Origin of the sequence: Prosthecobacter sp., assembly GCF_044232965.1 — a bacterium.
GTDB lineage: Bacteria > Verrucomicrobiota > Verrucomicrobiia > Verrucomicrobiales > Verrucomicrobiaceae > Prosthecobacter.
The window spans coordinates 16,125-32,646 of the sequence record NZ_JBIIKX010000016.1 but is presented as its reverse complement, the minus strand read 5'-3'; the positions used below and the strand labels follow the sequence as shown (position 1 = coordinate 32,646).

Annotated in this window: 9 protein-coding genes; all 9 read left to right on the top strand. The window is 61.7% G+C overall.

The features are described from left to right. The first annotated feature begins 6 nt into the window (after positions 1-6). The 9 genes from ACILSI_RS09150 (at position 7) to ACILSI_RS09110 (ending at position 16,521) form a co-directional block, all read left to right on the top strand. The gene (locus ACILSI_RS09150) at positions 7-1,164 is read left to right on the top strand and encodes a sialidase family protein (protein WP_395721566.1); all 1,158 of its coding nucleotides are present in this window, start codon (positions 7-9) and stop codon (positions 1,162-1,164) included. 92 nt (positions 1,165-1,256) lie between these two features. Next, entirely contained in the window at positions 1,257-2,369 is a 1,113-nt protein-coding gene (locus tag ACILSI_RS09145; RefSeq protein ID WP_395721565.1) for a dihydrodipicolinate synthase family protein, read from the top strand. Positions 2,370-2,415: 46 nt separating this feature from the next. Beyond that, positions 2,416-4,689, top strand: a complete 2,274-nt coding sequence (locus ACILSI_RS09140; RefSeq protein WP_395721564.1) for a sialidase family protein — start codon at positions 2,416-2,418, stop codon at positions 4,687-4,689. 40 nt (positions 4,690-4,729) lie between these two features. Next, entirely contained in the window at positions 4,730-6,034 is a 1,305-nt protein-coding gene (locus ACILSI_RS09135) for a DUF1552 domain-containing protein (RefSeq protein ID WP_395721563.1), read from the top strand. 51 nt (positions 6,035-6,085) lie between these two features. After that, positions 6,086-10,339, top strand: coding sequence for a DUF1592 domain-containing protein (locus ACILSI_RS09130; RefSeq protein WP_395721562.1), 4,254 nt, complete (start codon positions 6,086-6,088; stop codon positions 10,337-10,339). A 16-nt stretch (positions 10,340-10,355) separates the two neighbouring features. Beyond that, positions 10,356-11,687, top strand: a complete 1,332-nt coding sequence (locus ACILSI_RS09125) for a DUF1552 domain-containing protein (protein ID WP_395721561.1) — start codon at positions 10,356-10,358, stop codon at positions 11,685-11,687. A gap of 2 nt (positions 11,688-11,689) precedes the next feature. Further along, a complete protein-coding gene (locus ACILSI_RS09120) occupies positions 11,690-13,150 on the top strand; it encodes a sulfatase (protein WP_395721560.1) in 1,461 nt (486 codons plus the stop codon). Then, positions 13,147-14,667, top strand: coding sequence for a sulfatase (locus ACILSI_RS09115; RefSeq protein WP_395721559.1), 1,521 nt, complete (start codon positions 13,147-13,149; stop codon positions 14,665-14,667). The genes ACILSI_RS09120 and ACILSI_RS09115 overlap by 4 nt, the downstream gene beginning before the upstream one ends. A 3-nt stretch (positions 14,668-14,670) precedes the next feature. Continuing rightward, positions 14,671-16,521, top strand: coding sequence for an alpha-galactosidase (locus ACILSI_RS09110; RefSeq protein WP_395721558.1), 1,851 nt, complete (start codon positions 14,671-14,673; stop codon positions 16,519-16,521). Position 16,522 lies beyond the last annotated feature (1 nt).

Sequence of the window (16,522 nt, the reverse complement as noted above, 5' to 3'; positions counted from 1 at the left end):
AAACGCATGAGAACCACCGTCACACTCCTCAGCGCCCTCCTGTCGTTGACCGCGTTGCATGCCAAAGACGAAATCGCCAACGCTCCCACCACCGGCGATGTCCGCGACGTGCGCGTTGTCCGCACCGCTGACCAGGAGCCGCGAGCTTCCTTGCTTGGGCAGCCGAGCATCGCCTTGTGGAAGGAGAAGCACCTTGTCGTGGCTTATCAAAAAGGCATCGCGGGCAAGGGCGACATGGGCAGCATCGACGCCATCGTTTCGACCAATGACGGCGACTCCTGGAGCATCCCCAGCACCGTCTTCGACCACACGCAGCGGCATGGCGCGATGCAGTTCGCCTACTGCAATGCGGTGCTCTACCATCCGCCGGGGCAGGAGGTGCTGTGGTGCTTTGCCATGCGCTGCCCTCTGAACTATCCTGACAGCGAGGACTCGCACCTCGCCGCTGCCTACAGTGGCGATGGCGGACGCTCTTGGAATCCCGTGGAGCTGGCCATGCACTACACCGGGCCGCTCGTCATCCTCGGTGAAATTCAGCGCATCATCGAAAACGGCCAGCCGGTTTATCTGCTGCCCGCGCATCGCAATACGAAGCGCGCCGATCCGCTCGGTCAGCGCGAGCAGTTTGTGCTGCGCAGCACCAGCCTGCTGGATTGGAGTCTCGGCGGTTATGTGCCCCAGCCGGAGCCGGGGGAAATCTTCCTGCACGAAGGCCAGATCGCCGTCGTCAACGAGCAGCAGCATCTCAAGATGGTCATGCGAACCGCCGAGGGACGAAAGGAGGGCGGCGCGCTCAATCCTCCTCGCGCCTGGTCCAGCACCAGCACCGATGGCGGCAAGACGTGGAGCATCGCCCAGGAGGAGCCGGAGCTTTGGAACACCGTGTCGGAAGGATGGTTCGGCCAGTCGCGCACCGGCACACAGCTCTACGTTTACAATGACGGCCCCGCATGGAGCCGCATGGCGCTGCGCTACAAAGTGAAGCCCGCGAGCGGCGCATGGAGCTCGGAGCGCATGTTCTTCGACGCTGGCATCCACAACTCCTATCCCACGCTCATCGAAACAGCGCCCGGCGAGTTCCGCGCCGTGTGGGACAGCGGTGACGAGAAGCATGGCCGGCGTTCGATTCGCTTTGGAAAGCTCACCCTCAAAAAGCAACCATGAGAACTACTTCCAAAGTGGGAGGATTCATCCGTCACCTCCTCTCTATCCCGAATGCCCGTTGAGCCTCCTTCAACCAAGAACAAGGAACCTTCATGATTATCCAACCTCAATACTGGCTTATCGACCGCCGCCATGCGCTCAAGGCGCTCAGCAGCTTCGTTTCCCTGCTCATGCTGACGGATGGGGCTGCGCTTGGCGTCGTGCCAACGCCGAAGGAAATGCGTGGCCCTTTTCCGATCATGTCCACGCCCTATTTCGAGGACGGATCTGTCGATTACGCTGGTCTCAAGCGCGAACTAAGATGGGTGGACGAGTCGGGCTGTCCGGGCGTCATCTGGTGTCAGTCGAACGACGCCATCGACCTGTTGACGACCGAGGAAAAGTTTCGGGGGTTTGAGGCGTGTGCCGAGGCGGCAGAAGGGCGCAAGGTCGTCCTCACCCTCGGGGCCAACGGCACCAACACCGCGCAGATACTTGAGATCGCCGCGGAAATTGAACGTGTCGCCGAGCGGCACCCCGACGTCAGGATGGCGATCATCTCGCGTCCGCCGGACGATGTCCGCACCGAGGCGGACATCGAACAGGCGTGGAACGAACTTGCGAAGGTCGCGAAGCGTCCAGTCATCTTCCAGACCTACGGCACGCCCGCCACGCCGACGCCCTCGGTCGCGCTACTCGTGCGGTTGGCAGAGAAACATCCGGCGATTTACGGCTATGTGAAGGAAGAGGCCGAAGGTTATGCGGCGGTCGAGCGGATGTCGGAGCTTTCGGCCGCCAAGCCCGTCATCAAGACCGCGATGGCGGGGTGGGGTGGCTGGCAGTGGCTCATCCAGCTTCGGCATTGCGGGTGCGAGGGGCTCGTCACCGAGCGCTGCGCCTTTGCGCCGGTGCTCGCCAAACTCTGGCGCATCCATGAAAGCGGCGAGCGCGGTCTTCCCCTCACCGAAGCTTACGCCATGTTCCGTCTCCTGTGCGATCAGCGGAACTTCCCTTCTGGTTTGCGCGGCTACCCGCTATATTTCCTCGAGAAAGAGGGCGTTTTCAGGAATCGAGTTTCGCGTCAATACACCAACTCACGCGTCACTGATGGAGGAAGCTTCGGCGTCGGCAAAGTCTGGAAGCTGGAGAAGGCAGAACTCACACCGTTGCAATGCCGGGAGCTCGACGCGCTCTACCGGGACATGCTCGAGTTTGTGGCCAAGTAACCGAATGCGTCTTGCCTGGCCAGCCCCTCACCCCAGTCCCTGCTCCATGAACCCAATCTTCTCCCTCCTCACGGCCCTCCTGCTCGCGCCGCTCTTCGCGCTGCACGCCGCCGAGCCGGTGACCATTGATCTCGCCAAGCGCACCTGGCAGGGCATCCCCGGCCTCGAACGCACGGCGAAGGGCCGCGTGTTTGTCTCGTGGTTCACGGGTGGAACGCATGAGCCACAACCGGAGAACACGGTCGTGCTTTCGCAAAGCGACGATGGCGGCAAGACCTTCTCCGCGCCGCAGGCGATGGGTTTGCCTCTGAATGATGGCACGCGCTGCTACGACCCGTGCCTGTGGATTGATCCGAAAGGGCGGCTCTGGTATCTCTTCAATCGCAGCGTCAAGGACAGCACCCGGCACGGAGTCTATGCACGCATCTGCGATGCTCCGGATGCCACGCCGCCGGTCTGGGGCGCGGAGTTCCGTGTCGGATTCGATAGCCCCTTCAGCTTCCGCATGAACAAACCCATTGTGCTCTCATCCGGCGAATGGGTGCTGCCGGTGGTGCATGCGCTGGAGCCGTTGGCGGGCTGGGCGGGATTCGATCCGAAACAGGTCTTCGGCGCAGCGATCTCCACCGATGAAGGCAAGACCTGGAAGCTGCATGGCGCGGTGAAGACCGAGAAGGCGGGACTCGAGAACATGATCGTGGAGCTCAAGGACGGACGTCTGTGGATGCTCATCCGCACTGAGAAGGTGCTGTGGGAGAGTCATTCCTCCGACAAAGGTCGCACCTGGACGAAAGGCAGGCCGACCACCATCGCCACGCCGCATTCGCGCTTCTTCATCCGGCGTCTCGCCTCAGGCCATCTGCTGCTGGTGAACCACTACAAGTTCACCGGACGCAGCCACCTCACCGCGCAGCTTTCCACCGACGACGGCGCGACGTGGAACGACGGCCTGCTGCTCGATGAACGCAGCGGCGTCTCCTATCCCGACGGCGTGCAGGACAAGGACGGCCTCATCTGGATCACCTATGATCGCGATCGCGGCGGCGCAGGCGATATCTTGCTCGCGAAGTTCAAAGAAGAAGACGTGATCGCCGGCAAGAACGTTTCCGGTGCCGTGAGCCTGAAGCAGGTGGTGAACAAGCTCAACAAGCCTGCCAGTGCACCGAAGCCCGCCGTCAAAGTGACGCAGGAGCTGCTCAACAGCATCCACGTCACGCCGAAGCTCATCTTCGATCCGATGCCCGCCTATGGCCAAAAGTATCTGCCCTTCGCGATGGCGGCGAGCATGGAGTCCACGAAGAAAGGCCGGCTCTGGACCTGCTGGGCGGGCGGGCAGGACGGACCAAATGCCTACCTGCTGGCGAGTTACAGCGATGACCAAGGCAAGTCGTGGCGCGATCCCGTGTTTGTGATCGATCCGCAGGCGCATGGATTAAAGATGGGCACGCGGCTCGGCTCCTTTTGGTGCGATCCGAAGGGAAGGCTCTGGCTGTTCTTCCATCAGTCCGTCGGCATGTTCGACGGCAGTTGCAGCAACTGGTATGTCCGCTGCGATGATCCCGATGCGGAGAAGCCCGTGTGGACGCGGCCGGTTTACATCGGCTTCGGCGCGTCTCTGAACAAACCCATCGTGCGCAAGAACGGCGAGTGGATCCTGCCCGTGTCACTGTGGGAGCGCTGGCACATCGACAAGCCCTTTGCCGATTGCTACCACGAACTCGATGCCGTGCGCGGCTCAAACGTTTTCGTCTCCGACGACGAGGGCGGCCACTGGCGGTATCGCGGCGGCATCATTTACCAAGACAGTTGCTTCAACGAGCACACCGTGGCCGAGTTGAACGACGGGCGGCTCTGGATGCTCTCGCGCGGGATGAAGGAAACCTTCCAGAGCTTCTCCGCCGATGGCGGCAAGACCTGGCTGCCGCAGTCCACCGCCTTTCCGCATGTGAACAGCAAGGCCGTCATCCGCCGCCTGCAATCCGGCCACCTGCTCGTCATCCGTCACGGCCAGGACATGACAAAAGCCACGCCCAAGCGACAGGAACTCACCGCCTTCCTCACTACCGATGAAGGCAAGACCTGGTCCGGCAAACTGCTGCTCGACGAACGCGACAACGTCTCCTACCCCGACATCGCCCAGGCCCCGAACGGCGACATCTACGTCCACTACGATCGCGAGCGCACCGGCGCGGCCGAGATCCTCTTCGCCCGCTTCCGCGAGGAGGACGTGCAGGCTGGCAGTCTCGTCAGCAAAAACGTCGCGCTGAAAAACCTCGTGAAGCGCAAGCTGGGGATGAACCACGGCTCCGGCGGCAACTAAATCTCCACCAAACCACATCACTCACACCCCTACTCAACCCATGAACATCCAACGCAACAACTGGCTCATCAGCCGCCGCCATGCGCTTCGCGGAATCGGGGCGACACTCGCCTTGCCTTTGCTCGATTGCATGAAACCAGCCCGGGCCGCCGCCGCGAGCACTGCCAGTCTGCCACCGACGCGCACGCTGGTCACCTTCACCGGCATGGGTTTCCACTCCAAGCACTGGTGGGCCAAGGGCGACGGTGCCGCGATGGAACTCGGCCCTTGCCTGAAGCCGCTGGAGTCCTGGAAGGAGCGCATGGTCTTCCTTCGCGGCCTTTGGAACGAGCAGGCGAACAACGGAATCATCCACTGCATGCAGACGGGCAACATGCTCAGCGGTGCGACCATGGCGAAGAACGAGGTCCACACGGGCGTCAGCTTTGATCAGGTGATGGCGAAGCAGATCGGCGACCGCACCCGGCTGCCTTCGCTGGTGCTCGGCTGCGAGGAGGCGGTGCCCGGCCTGCAGGACGGTCATCCTTTGCTCTATGGCTCGCACATTTCGTGGAGTTCACCCGTGTCGCCGACCTGGACGGAAACGCGGCCCGCGCTCGCCTTTGACCAACTCTTCCGCACCGAGCGCAACCGCGATGACCGCCGCGTCGTCGATGCCGTCCTCGAGGACGCCAAGTCCCTGCAACGCAAGCTCTCCAGCGCGGACCGTCAGCGCTTTGAGGAGTATCTCGGTTCGGTCCACGAGATCGAGGGACGCATCAAGCGGGCCGGCAAGGAACGCGAGGCCGGTGAATGGAAACCGACCCTCACCAGCCCCGATCGTCCGCGGCCTGCCGACGGCATCCCGGCGGACCTCCCGGAGTATTGGAGGCTCATGAATGACATCCTCATTCTGGCCTTCCGCACGGACTCCACCCGGATCGCGACCATGAAATACTGCAACGACGCCTCCACCATCGTGCACGCGCACCTCGGCATCCGCGATCACCATCATTACATCGCCCACTCGCAGCCGGACGAGTTGATCACGCTCAACCAGTTCTTCATGTCGCAGCTCGCCTACCTCTGCCAGCGCATGTCCGAGATCAAGGAAGGCGAAAGCACCCTGCTCGACAACACCGCGATCATGCACTGCTCCAGCATGTTGCACGGCAACCATGACTCCAAGCAGTTGCCGGTGATCCTGCTCGGCGGTGCCGGCGGCAATCTCCGCGGCGGCCGCGTGCTCGACTACCTCGACAAACCCAACCGCCGCATGTGCAGCCTCTTCCTCAACCTCATGGACTGGGGCGGCCTGAAACTCGACCGCTTCAACGACTCGACCGAGCGGCTTCCGGGTGTGTGAAAGCACCACACCATCACCATCAACTTTCCATCCAACACCGGGGCTCCAACCATGAAACCCGCCTGCAAACAACCTGCTGATCACACGACGACGCGCAAAGCAATGCGCGTTGTAAAATGGCCGGCACTCATCGTCATTGCATTGGTTTCCATCCCTGCCTTTGCCGATCAAAAGCAAGTCTTCGAGCAAACCATTCAGCCTGTGCTGAAACAGTATTGCCTGGACTGTCACTCGACGAAGAAGCAGAAGGGCGATCTCGATTTGGAGCGCTTCACCTCACTCGATCTTGTGAAGCGTGATCCCATCGTGTGGGAGCATTCGCTGGATCAGATCCGCGACAAGGAGATGCCGCCGAAGGGCAAACCGAAACCGTCTCCCGAGCAGACAAAGCTGCTCACGGACTGGATGCAGAGCACGCTGGATGACATCGCGCTCGCCAGCGCTGGTGATCCAGGGCCGGTGGTGCTGCGGCGTTTGTCGAACATGGAATACACCTACACGCTGCGTGATCTCACCGGCGTGGAGTCGCTCGATCCGGCGAAGGAGTTCCCCGTCGATGGCGCGGCAGGCGAAGGCTTTACCAATGCAGGCGCAGCACTCGTCATGTCGCCCGCGCTGCTCACCAAGTATCTCGACGCAGCTAAGGATGTGGCGGCCCACATGGTGCTGACACCCACGGGCATTCGTTTCTCCGTAGGAACCTCGTCGCGAGACGCGACCGACGAGACGCTGGCGAAGATTCGTGCCTTTTATGCGCGCTTCAGTGACACAGGGGAGGAACACGCTGTCGAAGTCGGTGGCACTGGCAAAGTCAGCAACAAGGGCGGGGTTCTGCCGCTCGACAAGTATCTCACCGCCGTCACTCAGGAGCGCGGCGCCCTCATCAATGGAACAAAAGCGTTCGCTGATGTGGCGCGGGAGCGTGGCTTGAGCGCGAAATACCTCGAACTTCTCTGGGCCATGTTGCAGGACACTCGAGCTTCGCTTGTGCTCGATCCACTGCGCTTGAAATGGCGGCAAGGCAGGCTCACTGCTGCGGACATCGAACCTTGGCAGAAAGCACTGTGGCGTTTCGCGATCGTGGGCCACTTGGGGAAGGTAGGCGGCCCAAAATCGTGGTTGGAGCCGGTGACACCGCTCGCTGCTCAAAACGAGATGCGCATGAAACTGCAGCCGCCCAAGGATGGCGGTGATCTCACGCTCTATCTCTCCGCCAGCGATGCGGGCGACGGCAATGGCAACGACTTCGCGGTTTGGGAAAATGCGCGGCTGATAACGCCTGGCCGTGGAGAACTGGCGTTGCGTGATATGCGTTCGGTGATGCAGCAGATGATGCGTCACCGCGATGCCGCTGTGGAAAGTGCGGTGCGCTGCCTCGCCGCCGCGAACGAAGCGGAGTCAGCGAAGGACATGGCCGACCTCGATGTCCTGGCGAAGAAGCACAACGTAGATGCCAGGATGCTTGCCGGCTGGCTAAATCATCTCGGCATCACCGGCGGTGCCTTGAAGCTCGAGCCGCTGCTCGTGAAGAAGACCGAGAGCGTGCAGAACTACAACTTCATCAAAGGATGGGCCGGTGAAAGCGCACTCAGCGTGCTGGCGAATTCCTCGGACACGGCCGTGCGCATTCCGGGCGAGATGAAGCCGCACAGCATCGCCACGCATCCTTCGCCGAGGCTGGCCTCCGTCATCGCCTGGCGCAGCCCGGTCACGGGCACGCTGCGCATCAGTGGCACCGTGCAGGACGGACACACGGCCTGTGGCAATGGCATCCTTTATTCACTCGAGCTGCGGCGCGGCCAGACGCGTGAACTGCTCGCCGCCGGCGAAAGCAAGGGAGCCACGGTGATCTCACTCGGGCCGCTGGAAAATGTGCGCGTCTCGCCCGGGGATGTGATCGCGCTGGTGATTGATCCGAAAGGCAGTGACCACGGCTGCGATCACACTCCGGTGAATCTGACCTTGAACGACGGGAAGCTGGAGTGGGATCTGGTGAAGGATGTTTCGCCGGATATTCTCGCCAGCAATCCGCACGCGGATCATCATGGCAACAGCGCCGTGTGGCATTTCCTCAGCCAGCCAGCGAGCGGAGCGGACACGCCCGCCATCGCGATGGGCTCGGAATCGCTGCTCTCGAAATGGCGCAAGACGAACGACGCAGCGGAGCGGGCACAGATCGCCGCGCAAGTGCAGCAGTTGCTGCAACACGACGACGAGACAAAGGCGAGCGCCGCGGATCGCGACCTGAGGAATCACTTGCTCGCCTTCAATGGGCCGCTGCTCGCTGATGCGTGGCGCTCAGTCAAGGCGCAGCCCGGCGCGATTGCTTCACCGTATGGCATCGATCCCGCAATTTGCGGCAATCATCCGAAAGGCGGTGACGTCGCTCCGACGAGCCTCTGCGTGCAGGCGCCTTCGGTGATTGAGGTGCGACTTCCCGCAGCGATGCTCACCGGTGCCGAACTGGTCATCACGGGTCGTCTCCATCCAACCAGCGGCGGCGAAGCCAGCGTGCAGATGCAGGTGCTGACAGCAAAGCCGGTCGCACCATCCGGTCTGCAAGCCGCGACCGCGATGTCAGCCAAGGAAACGGGCGCGTGGAACTCCAGCAAACCACCCGTGATGTTCGACGCCCCCATCCTCGTGCACGATGGCAGTGAGGCACGTCGCCGTTTCGAGAAGGCGTTCGATGATTTCCGGGCGCTGTTCCCGGCGGCGCTGTGCTACACAAAGATCGTCCCCGCCGACGAGGTGGTGACGTTGACGCTGTTCCATCGCGAGGATGAGCAACTCCGACGCTTGATCCTCGATGACGAGCAAACTGCCGAGTTGGACCGCCTCTGGGAAGAGCTGCATTTTGTCAGCGAAGATGCGCTTACGCTCGTCGATGCCTTTGAACAGATCTGGCAATACTCCACGCAAGACGGCCCCAATGCGCCCAATGGTGACAAACGACTGGAGCCTCTGCGCGAGCCGATCATGCGCGGCGCAGAGACTTTCAAGAAGCTGAAGATCGAGTATGAACCACGGCAAGTGCAGGCCGTGCTCGACTTTGCTCCGAGAGCATGGCGGCGCCCGCTGACCGATAAGGAAAAGAACGAACTCCGCGCGATTTACGGTCAGCTCCGCAAACAAGACCTGCCGCACACCACGGCCATGCGCCTGATGCTCGCACGAGTGCTAACGTCACCCGCGTTTCTGTATCGCGGCGAAAAAGCCACGCCAGGGCCCAAGGCCTCGCCAGTGAGCGATTGGGAGATTGCCACCCGCCTCAGCTACTTCCTCTGGTCCTCCGCACCCGATGCCGAACTCACGCAACTCGCCGCCACAGGCAAGCTGCACGAACCCGAAGTGCTCGCAGCTCAGGCAAAGCGAATGTTGAAGGACGAACGCATCCGCCGCCTCGCCACCGAGTTCGGCTGCCAATACCTGCACGTCCGCGAAGTAGCCGAGCTGGATGAAAAGAGCGAGCGACATTTCCCCACCTTCGTGAATGTGCGCGAGTCCATGCAGGAAGAAGTCACCCGCTTCTTCATCGACCTGTTTCAGAATGATCGAAGCGTCCTCTCACTGCTCGATGCCAATCACACGTTCGTGAATGCGGAGTTGGCACGGCACTACGGATTAAAGACAGAGGAATGGGGACAGAGGAATCCTCAGAATCATTCCCCTGTCCCCATTCCTCTGTCTTCTTCTGACTCAGAGTGGCACCGCATCGAAGGAGTCCGCTCTCAAGGCCGTGGCGGCATCCTCGGTTTCGCTGCCACACTCGCCAAGCAAGCCGGTGCCTCGCGCACCAGCGGCATCTTGCGCGGTGCGTGGCTCACCGAGGTCATTCTCGGCGAGAAGCTGCCCGTCCCGCCGAAAGGAGTCCCTACCCTGCCCGAAGAAACTCCCGCCGGCCTCAGCGAGCGTCAGCTCATCGAAAGGCACAGCAGCGATGCCAACTGCGCCGGATGCCACAAGCGCATCGACCCCTTCGGCTTCGCTCTCGAAGGTTTCGACGCCATCGGACGCACCCGCCAGGCCGACACCAAGGTCGTTTTGCCCGACGGCACCCCCGTCGAAGGCCTCGAAGGCCTGCGCGCCTATTTGATCGAAAAACGCCGCGACGACTTCATGCGTCAGTTCAGCCGCAAACTCCTCGGCTACGCCCTCGGACGCAGCGTGCAGCTTTCCGACAAGCCCCTCATTGAAAGCATGACAAAATCCGAAGCCCACCGCTTCGCCGCCCTCGTCGAACTCATCGTCCGCAGCCCACAGTTCCGCGAGGTGCGCGGACGGGATTTCATCGCCAACAACTAACCCAACACTCAATCCTATGAACAAACATCAATTCACCCGGCGAGCCTTCCTGCGTGGAGCAGGTGTCACCATGGCATTGCCGTGGATGGAGTCCTTCAACGTCTGGGGCGATGAGCCCAAGAAAAACAAACCGGCGAGCGAGGCTCCGGTGCGCCTCTGCGTGACCTTTTCCGGCAATGGCTTCCAATCGAAGGAATGGTGGGCGAAGGGCGAAGGCAAGGCGATGGAGCTCGGTCGCGTGCTGGAGCCGCTGAAGGACTTCCGCGAGCGACTGCTCTTCGTGCGCGGCTTGTATCACGAGGAAGCGCGCAAAGGGAACATCCACAGCTCACAGACGGGTAACATGCTCTCCGGCTCGCCCATCGCGAGCGGTGGCGAGATCCGCAGCGGCACGAGCTTCGATCAGATGCTCGCACAGACCTACGGACGATCCACGAAGGTGCCGAGCCTCGTGCTGGCCTGCGAGAAGTCGAATCCCTCAGTGCACAAGAACTACTCGATGCTCTACAGCTCACACATCTCGTGGAGTTCACCGACGACACCTACGCCACTCGAGTTGTATCCCGCACTCGCGTTTGATCGTCTCTTCAAAGACGACGCCTCGCCCGCCGACAAAAGCGTGCTGGATGCCGTGCTGGCCGATGCGCAGGATTTGCGCCGCGACATCAGCGCCAGTGACCAACGAAAGCTCGACGAGTATCTCGACAGCGTGCGCGAGGTGGAGAAGCGCATCGAAAACGCCGGCAAACGCGGCGAACTGCAAGGCTGGCGGCCCACGCTCGACAAACCGAACATGCAGCGTCCTGCCGACGGCATCCCGCAGGACATTGCCGAGCACATGAAGCTCATGTGCGACATCCTCGTGCTCGGTTTTCAGACCGACACGACACGCATCACCACGCTGAAGCTCAACAACGACCACAGCGCTCTGCGTTTCCCGAATCTGCCCAGCATCCAGCAGCCCGGCCACGGCATTGACTACATGATTCACCACCTGCTTTCGCACAGCGATGGTGAGGACTATCTCAAGGTGAACCAGCTCTTTATGGAGCAGTTCGCCTACATCGCGCGCAAGCTCGACAGCATCCGCGAAGGCGAGCGCACGTTGCTCGACAACACCATGCTCATGCACTGCTCCAGCATGATGGCCGGGGCCAAGCACGACAATGACCAACTCCCCATCATCGTCCTCGGTGGCTCGGGAGGCCGGCTCAAAGGCGGACGTGCGCTCGACTACAAAGACAAGCCCGACCGCCAACTCTGCCGCCTCTTCATGTCGATGATGGACAAAATGGACGTGCGCCCGAAGACCTTCGGCGATGCGAAACTCATGCTGGAGGAAGTGTGATCATGCTAACATTCAGGCGGTCACTTTTTCTTCTCGCGCTTGCGTGCCAAGCCGCGCCAGCCGCCGATGCTGCTTCATCGAAAAAGCCCAACGTTCTCTTTGTCGTCTTCGACGACTTGAACAACCGCCTTGGCTGTTACGGCGATCCGGTGGCGAAGTCGCCGAATCTGGACCGGCTGGCGGCTCGCGGCACGGTGTTCACGCGCAACTTCTGCCAGCAGCCGATCTGCGGTCCATCACGCGCTTCGTTCATGAGCGGGCGCAGGCCGGACTCGCTCGGCATCTGGAGCATGACGAAGTATCTCTACGATCTGCATCCGGACGCGGTCACGATGCCGCAGTGGTTCATGCAGCACGGCTACACGTCCATGAGCATTGGCAAGGTGCTCGGCGGCTATGGCAAGGAGGCGGACTTCAAGACGCTGAGTGTGCCGGATCGTCGCACGGGCGGCAAAACGAAGGATGAGTTCGCGATTTCAGGTGGCGCTGCTTTGCCGCCGAACCTCGCGAGGGACCTGCTCTGTGAGAATCGCGATGTGCCGGACGAAGCGTGCTTTGACAACGTGTCGGCCAGTCTCGCGATCACCGAGTTGCGGGCGCTCGCGAAGAAGCCGGAGCCGTTCTTTCTCGCGCTGGGCCTCTTCAAGCCTCACTCGCCTTACAAGGTGCCGAAGCGCTACTGGGACATGTATCGTCGCGAGGACATCCCGGCCATCGAGACACCCGCACGGCCTCGCAACGCGCCCGAATTCGCCTTTCACGCGAACCACGAAATCCTCGGCGAGCCCAATGCCCACCGCACGCTTGATGAGGAAGCGAAGCGCGAGATCCGCCATGGTTACTATGCGGCGATGAGCTTCGCCGATGCGCAGTTTGGCCGCGTGCTGGATGCGCTCGACGAACTCAAGCTTCGTGACAACACCATCGTCGTCATCATCGGTGACAATGGCTTCCATCTCGGCGAGCACGATGTTTGGGGCAAGATGACCTTGTTCGGTTGGGACGCGCGAGTGCCGCTCATTATCAGCGCTCCCGGCATCGGAAAGGGCGGCGCGAAGACGACCGCCATTAGCGAGTTGATCGACATCTTTCCCACGCTCACGGACCTCAGTGATCTTCCCTCTCCGGGTCAGCTCGACGGCACCAGCCTCGTGCCGGTGCTCAAGGACCCAACTGCCACCGTGAAGACCGCGGCGCTCACGCAACATCCGCGCCCCGCGCTTTACTGGGGCGGCGGCCCGCAGGCATTGCCGCAAGTGATGGGCTACGGGCTGACCACCGACCGCTGGAGCTACCATGAGTGGCGCGATTTCAAAACCGGCCACGTCGTCGGCCAGGAACTCTACGACGAGCAAACCGATCCGCTCGAAACGGTGAACCTCGCCGGCACCGTTGAAGCTGCGGCACGGATTCCCGCGCTTGCGGCGCAGCTCAATACCATGACCAAGGATGGGAAACCATGAGAGCGTTCCTATTGAGCATCTCACTGGCAGCATTGGCGTTTCCGGCCTTTGCCGCCGACACCACGTCAACACGACCGAACGTCCTGTTCATCGCCATCGATGATCTGAAGCCTCTGCTCGGCTGTTACGGCACGTCGTGGATTCAGTCGCCGAACATCGACCGGCTGGCGGCAAAGGGGACGGTCTTCACGGCGAACTACTGCCAGGTGGCGTTCTGCGCACCGACTCGGTTCAGTCTGCTCACGGGCTTGCGACCGGACAGCACCGGCATGTATCTCAATCCGGATCAGTCGCAGGACCTGCTCCGCACCCGTCTGCCTGATGTGGTGACGCTGCCGCAGCAGTTCAAAAACCACGGCTACATCACGCATCCGCTGCACAAGGTCTTTGATGGCCGCACCGTGGACCAGGGGCACGACGCGGCTTCATGGACGGTGCCCTACGGTCCCTGGGAAATGGCTCCTGGCGAGAAGCCCGCGCCGGGAGGTTATCAGGACCCCGCGACGAAAACCCGGCTTGCCGAAGCCTTGAAGCAAGGCAAGCCCATCTCAGGCCCCGCGACGGAGGCGTGCGACATCGCTGACAACGCCTACCACGATGGTGGAGTGGCCCACACGGCCGCGAAGCGCATCCGGGAGTTTGCCAAAAAAGAACAGCCGTTTTTTCTCGCGGTCGGTTTCGTGAAGCCGCATCTGCCCTTCATCGCGCCGAAAAAATACTGGGATCTCTACGACCGCGCCGCTCTTCCGCTCGCGCCGTTCCAGCAACTCCCTCAGGGCAGCCCGAACGACCTTGCGTTTTATAGCAACTCGGGCGAACTGCGGGCTTACTCGGACATTCCCAAGACCGGCCTCATTCCCGAGGCGCTGCAGCGCGAACTCGTCCACGGCTACGCCGCCTGCGTGTCCTACATTGATGCGCAGGTCGGTCTGCTCATGCAGACGCTGGCGGACTGCGGCGTGGCGGACGACACCATCATCTGCTTCTGGGGCGACCACGGCTGGCATCTGGGTGAGCACGGGCATTGGGGCAAGCTAACCAACTACGAGGACGCCGCCCGCGCACCGCTGATCATCTCCGCTCCCGGTGTCGCAGGCGGCAAACGTGTCACGGCGCTCACCGAGTTTCTCGATGTCTATCCAACCCTCTGCGAACTGGCCGGCCTGCCGATCCCGGCGCAAGTCGAGGGCAAGAGTCTGGTTCCGCTGATGCGCGGCGAAGACGTGCCCCTCCACAAAGCCGCAGTCAGCCAGATGAGTCATGGACGAGGGAAAAACGGGTCAATGGGCTGGTCCCTCCGCACGCCACGTTACCGCTACATCGAATGGCGGTCCGCAGACTTCAGCTCGGACAAGCCCGTCTTCGGCAGCCATGCGCAGGACACTGAACTCTACGACTACAAGTCCGATCCGCAGGAACGCGAGAACCTCGCCGACAAAACCGATCACGCCACCTTGGTGAAACAGCATCAAGCCCTGTTCGACCAACTGCTGCCGCATCTGCCAACCCGAGAATAGCGAATGAAGCCCTTTTGCATACTCATCGGCGTTCTGGCGTTGTCCGTTTCGGCCTCTGCCGACGCCATCGAGCGCCCCGCTGCGCCTTTGCGTGAAACCGTTCCCGGTCTCCGCATCGAAACACAGGCCTATCCCGATCAAGCCGCCACCGAATGGCAGCTCCGCCTCCGGGCACCCGAGGCTGGCGAGTCTCCGCTCTATGAAAACCTGAAGTCTGCCGATTTCGAGGTCGCCTTCCCGCCCGATGCCAAGGTGCGGCTGCACTGGAACAAAGGCAGCCATTCCGAGCCGGGTGATTTCGAACCGAAAACCAACCCGCTCGTCGTGGGCGAGGTCTTCTCGCTCGAGTCCTTCGGCGGGCGCTCCTCGGATGGCGTGATGCCCTATTTTAATCTCGCGGGCGAAGGCGGCGGACTGATCGTCGCCGTCGGCTGGACCGGGGATTGGAAGGCAACATTCGAACTTCAGGCCAACGGCAAGGTGCGCGTCATCGCCGGACTGAAACGCACGCGTTTTCGTCTCGCACCCGACGAGGAAGTGCGGCTGCCCTCGATCCTCGCCTTGAACTACAGCGGCGACTGGATCGACGGACAAAACAAGTTCCGCCGTCTCATGCTGGCGCATCACACGCCGAAGAATCATCCGCCGATGACTCTGATGCCGGTGGAGGCAGGTGTGCATGGCATCTTTCCCTTCAACGAGACCTCCGAAGATAAGCTCGTGAAGCTCGCCAGCGATGTCGCCGCCCTCAAGTTGCCGCTCGATTGCTATCACCTTGATGCGGGCTGGAACGAAGGCGGCTTTCCGAAAGGGCAGGGCAATCCCCAGGCCGACCCGATCCGCTTCCCAAACGGTCTCGCACCCGTGGGGGCTGCCGTGCGCAAGACGGGGATGCGCTTCCTCGCTTGGTTCGAGCCGGAGCGGGCCATGCGCGGCACCTGGCTGGAACGCGAGCATCCCGACTGGTTGCTGAAACCGACGGGCACACCGGATCGGCTTCGTTATCAAGAGCGGGATGGTTTTTACCTGCTCGACCTCGGCAATCCCAAGGCACGGCAGTGGGCCATCGATTCCATCTCGGAAGAGATCACCCGCTCGGGCCTGAGCTTTTACCGGCAGGATTTCAATCTCTACCCCTCCTACTTCTGGCACGCCGACGAAAAGCCCGATGAAGTCGGCCTGCGCGAAATCCGCCACATCAATGGCCTCTACGCATTCCTCGACGAACTGGCCCGCCGTCATCCCGAACTGATTCTCGACAACTGCGCGGCAGGAGGTCGACGACTCGACTTCGAGATGATGCGCCGCTGCATCATTCTCTGGCGCAGCGACAGCACGTGGGGAGACAAAACCTTTCCACAGAATGTCCAGGCCATGACCCACGGCCTCTCGCACTGGCTGCCGCTCCACGGACTCGGCGCCGCCGCTACCGATGAGCTGGCCCTGCGCAGCGGCATGGGCGCGTGCGGCGGCTTCTCCATCAACTATCGAAATCCCAAAGCCGTCGCCGCGCTGCGAACGCATCTCGACAGCTATCTCAAAGTTCGCCCGCTTTACACCGGCGATTACTTCCCGCTCACGCCCCACAGTCGCGACACGACCTCATGGATCGCGTGGCAGTTTCATCGCGCCGATTTGAATGAAGGCATCGTGCAAGCGTTCCGCCGTCCCGATGCCGCGAGTGACACGCTCACCGTCAAACTTCGCGGCCTCGTTCCGCAGCAAAGTTACGAGATCGAGAACCTCGACGGCGGCAAAGAAGTCCGCACCGGCGCTGAACTCATGCGCGGCCACGCCATCACCTTGAGCGAGAAGCCCGCAGCCGCCGTGCTCGTGCTGAAAGCCATCCAATGAA

What these genes read in the sequence shown, in the direction of transcription:
- ACILSI_RS09150 (WP_395721566.1), top strand. Translation starts at nt 7, where the DNA reads ATGAGAACCACCGTCACACTCCTCAGCGCCCTCCTGTCGTTGACCGCG.
- ACILSI_RS09145 (WP_395721565.1), top strand. Translation starts at nt 1,257, where the DNA reads ATGATTATCCAACCTCAATACTGGCTTATCGACCGCCGCCATGCGCTC.
- ACILSI_RS09140 (WP_395721564.1), top strand. Translation starts at nt 2,416, where the DNA reads ATGAACCCAATCTTCTCCCTCCTCACGGCCCTCCTGCTCGCGCCGCTC.
- ACILSI_RS09135 (WP_395721563.1), top strand. Translation starts at nt 4,730, where the DNA reads ATGAACATCCAACGCAACAACTGGCTCATCAGCCGCCGCCATGCGCTT.
- ACILSI_RS09130 (WP_395721562.1), top strand. Translation starts at nt 6,086, where the DNA reads ATGAAACCCGCCTGCAAACAACCTGCTGATCACACGACGACGCGCAAA.
- ACILSI_RS09125 (WP_395721561.1), top strand. Translation starts at nt 10,356, where the DNA reads ATGAACAAACATCAATTCACCCGGCGAGCCTTCCTGCGTGGAGCAGGT.
- ACILSI_RS09120 (WP_395721560.1), top strand. Translation starts at nt 11,690, where the DNA reads ATGCTAACATTCAGGCGGTCACTTTTTCTTCTCGCGCTTGCGTGCCAA.
- ACILSI_RS09115 (WP_395721559.1), top strand. Translation starts at nt 13,147, where the DNA reads ATGAGAGCGTTCCTATTGAGCATCTCACTGGCAGCATTGGCGTTTCCG.
- ACILSI_RS09110 (WP_395721558.1), top strand. Translation starts at nt 14,671, where the DNA reads ATGAAGCCCTTTTGCATACTCATCGGCGTTCTGGCGTTGTCCGTTTCG.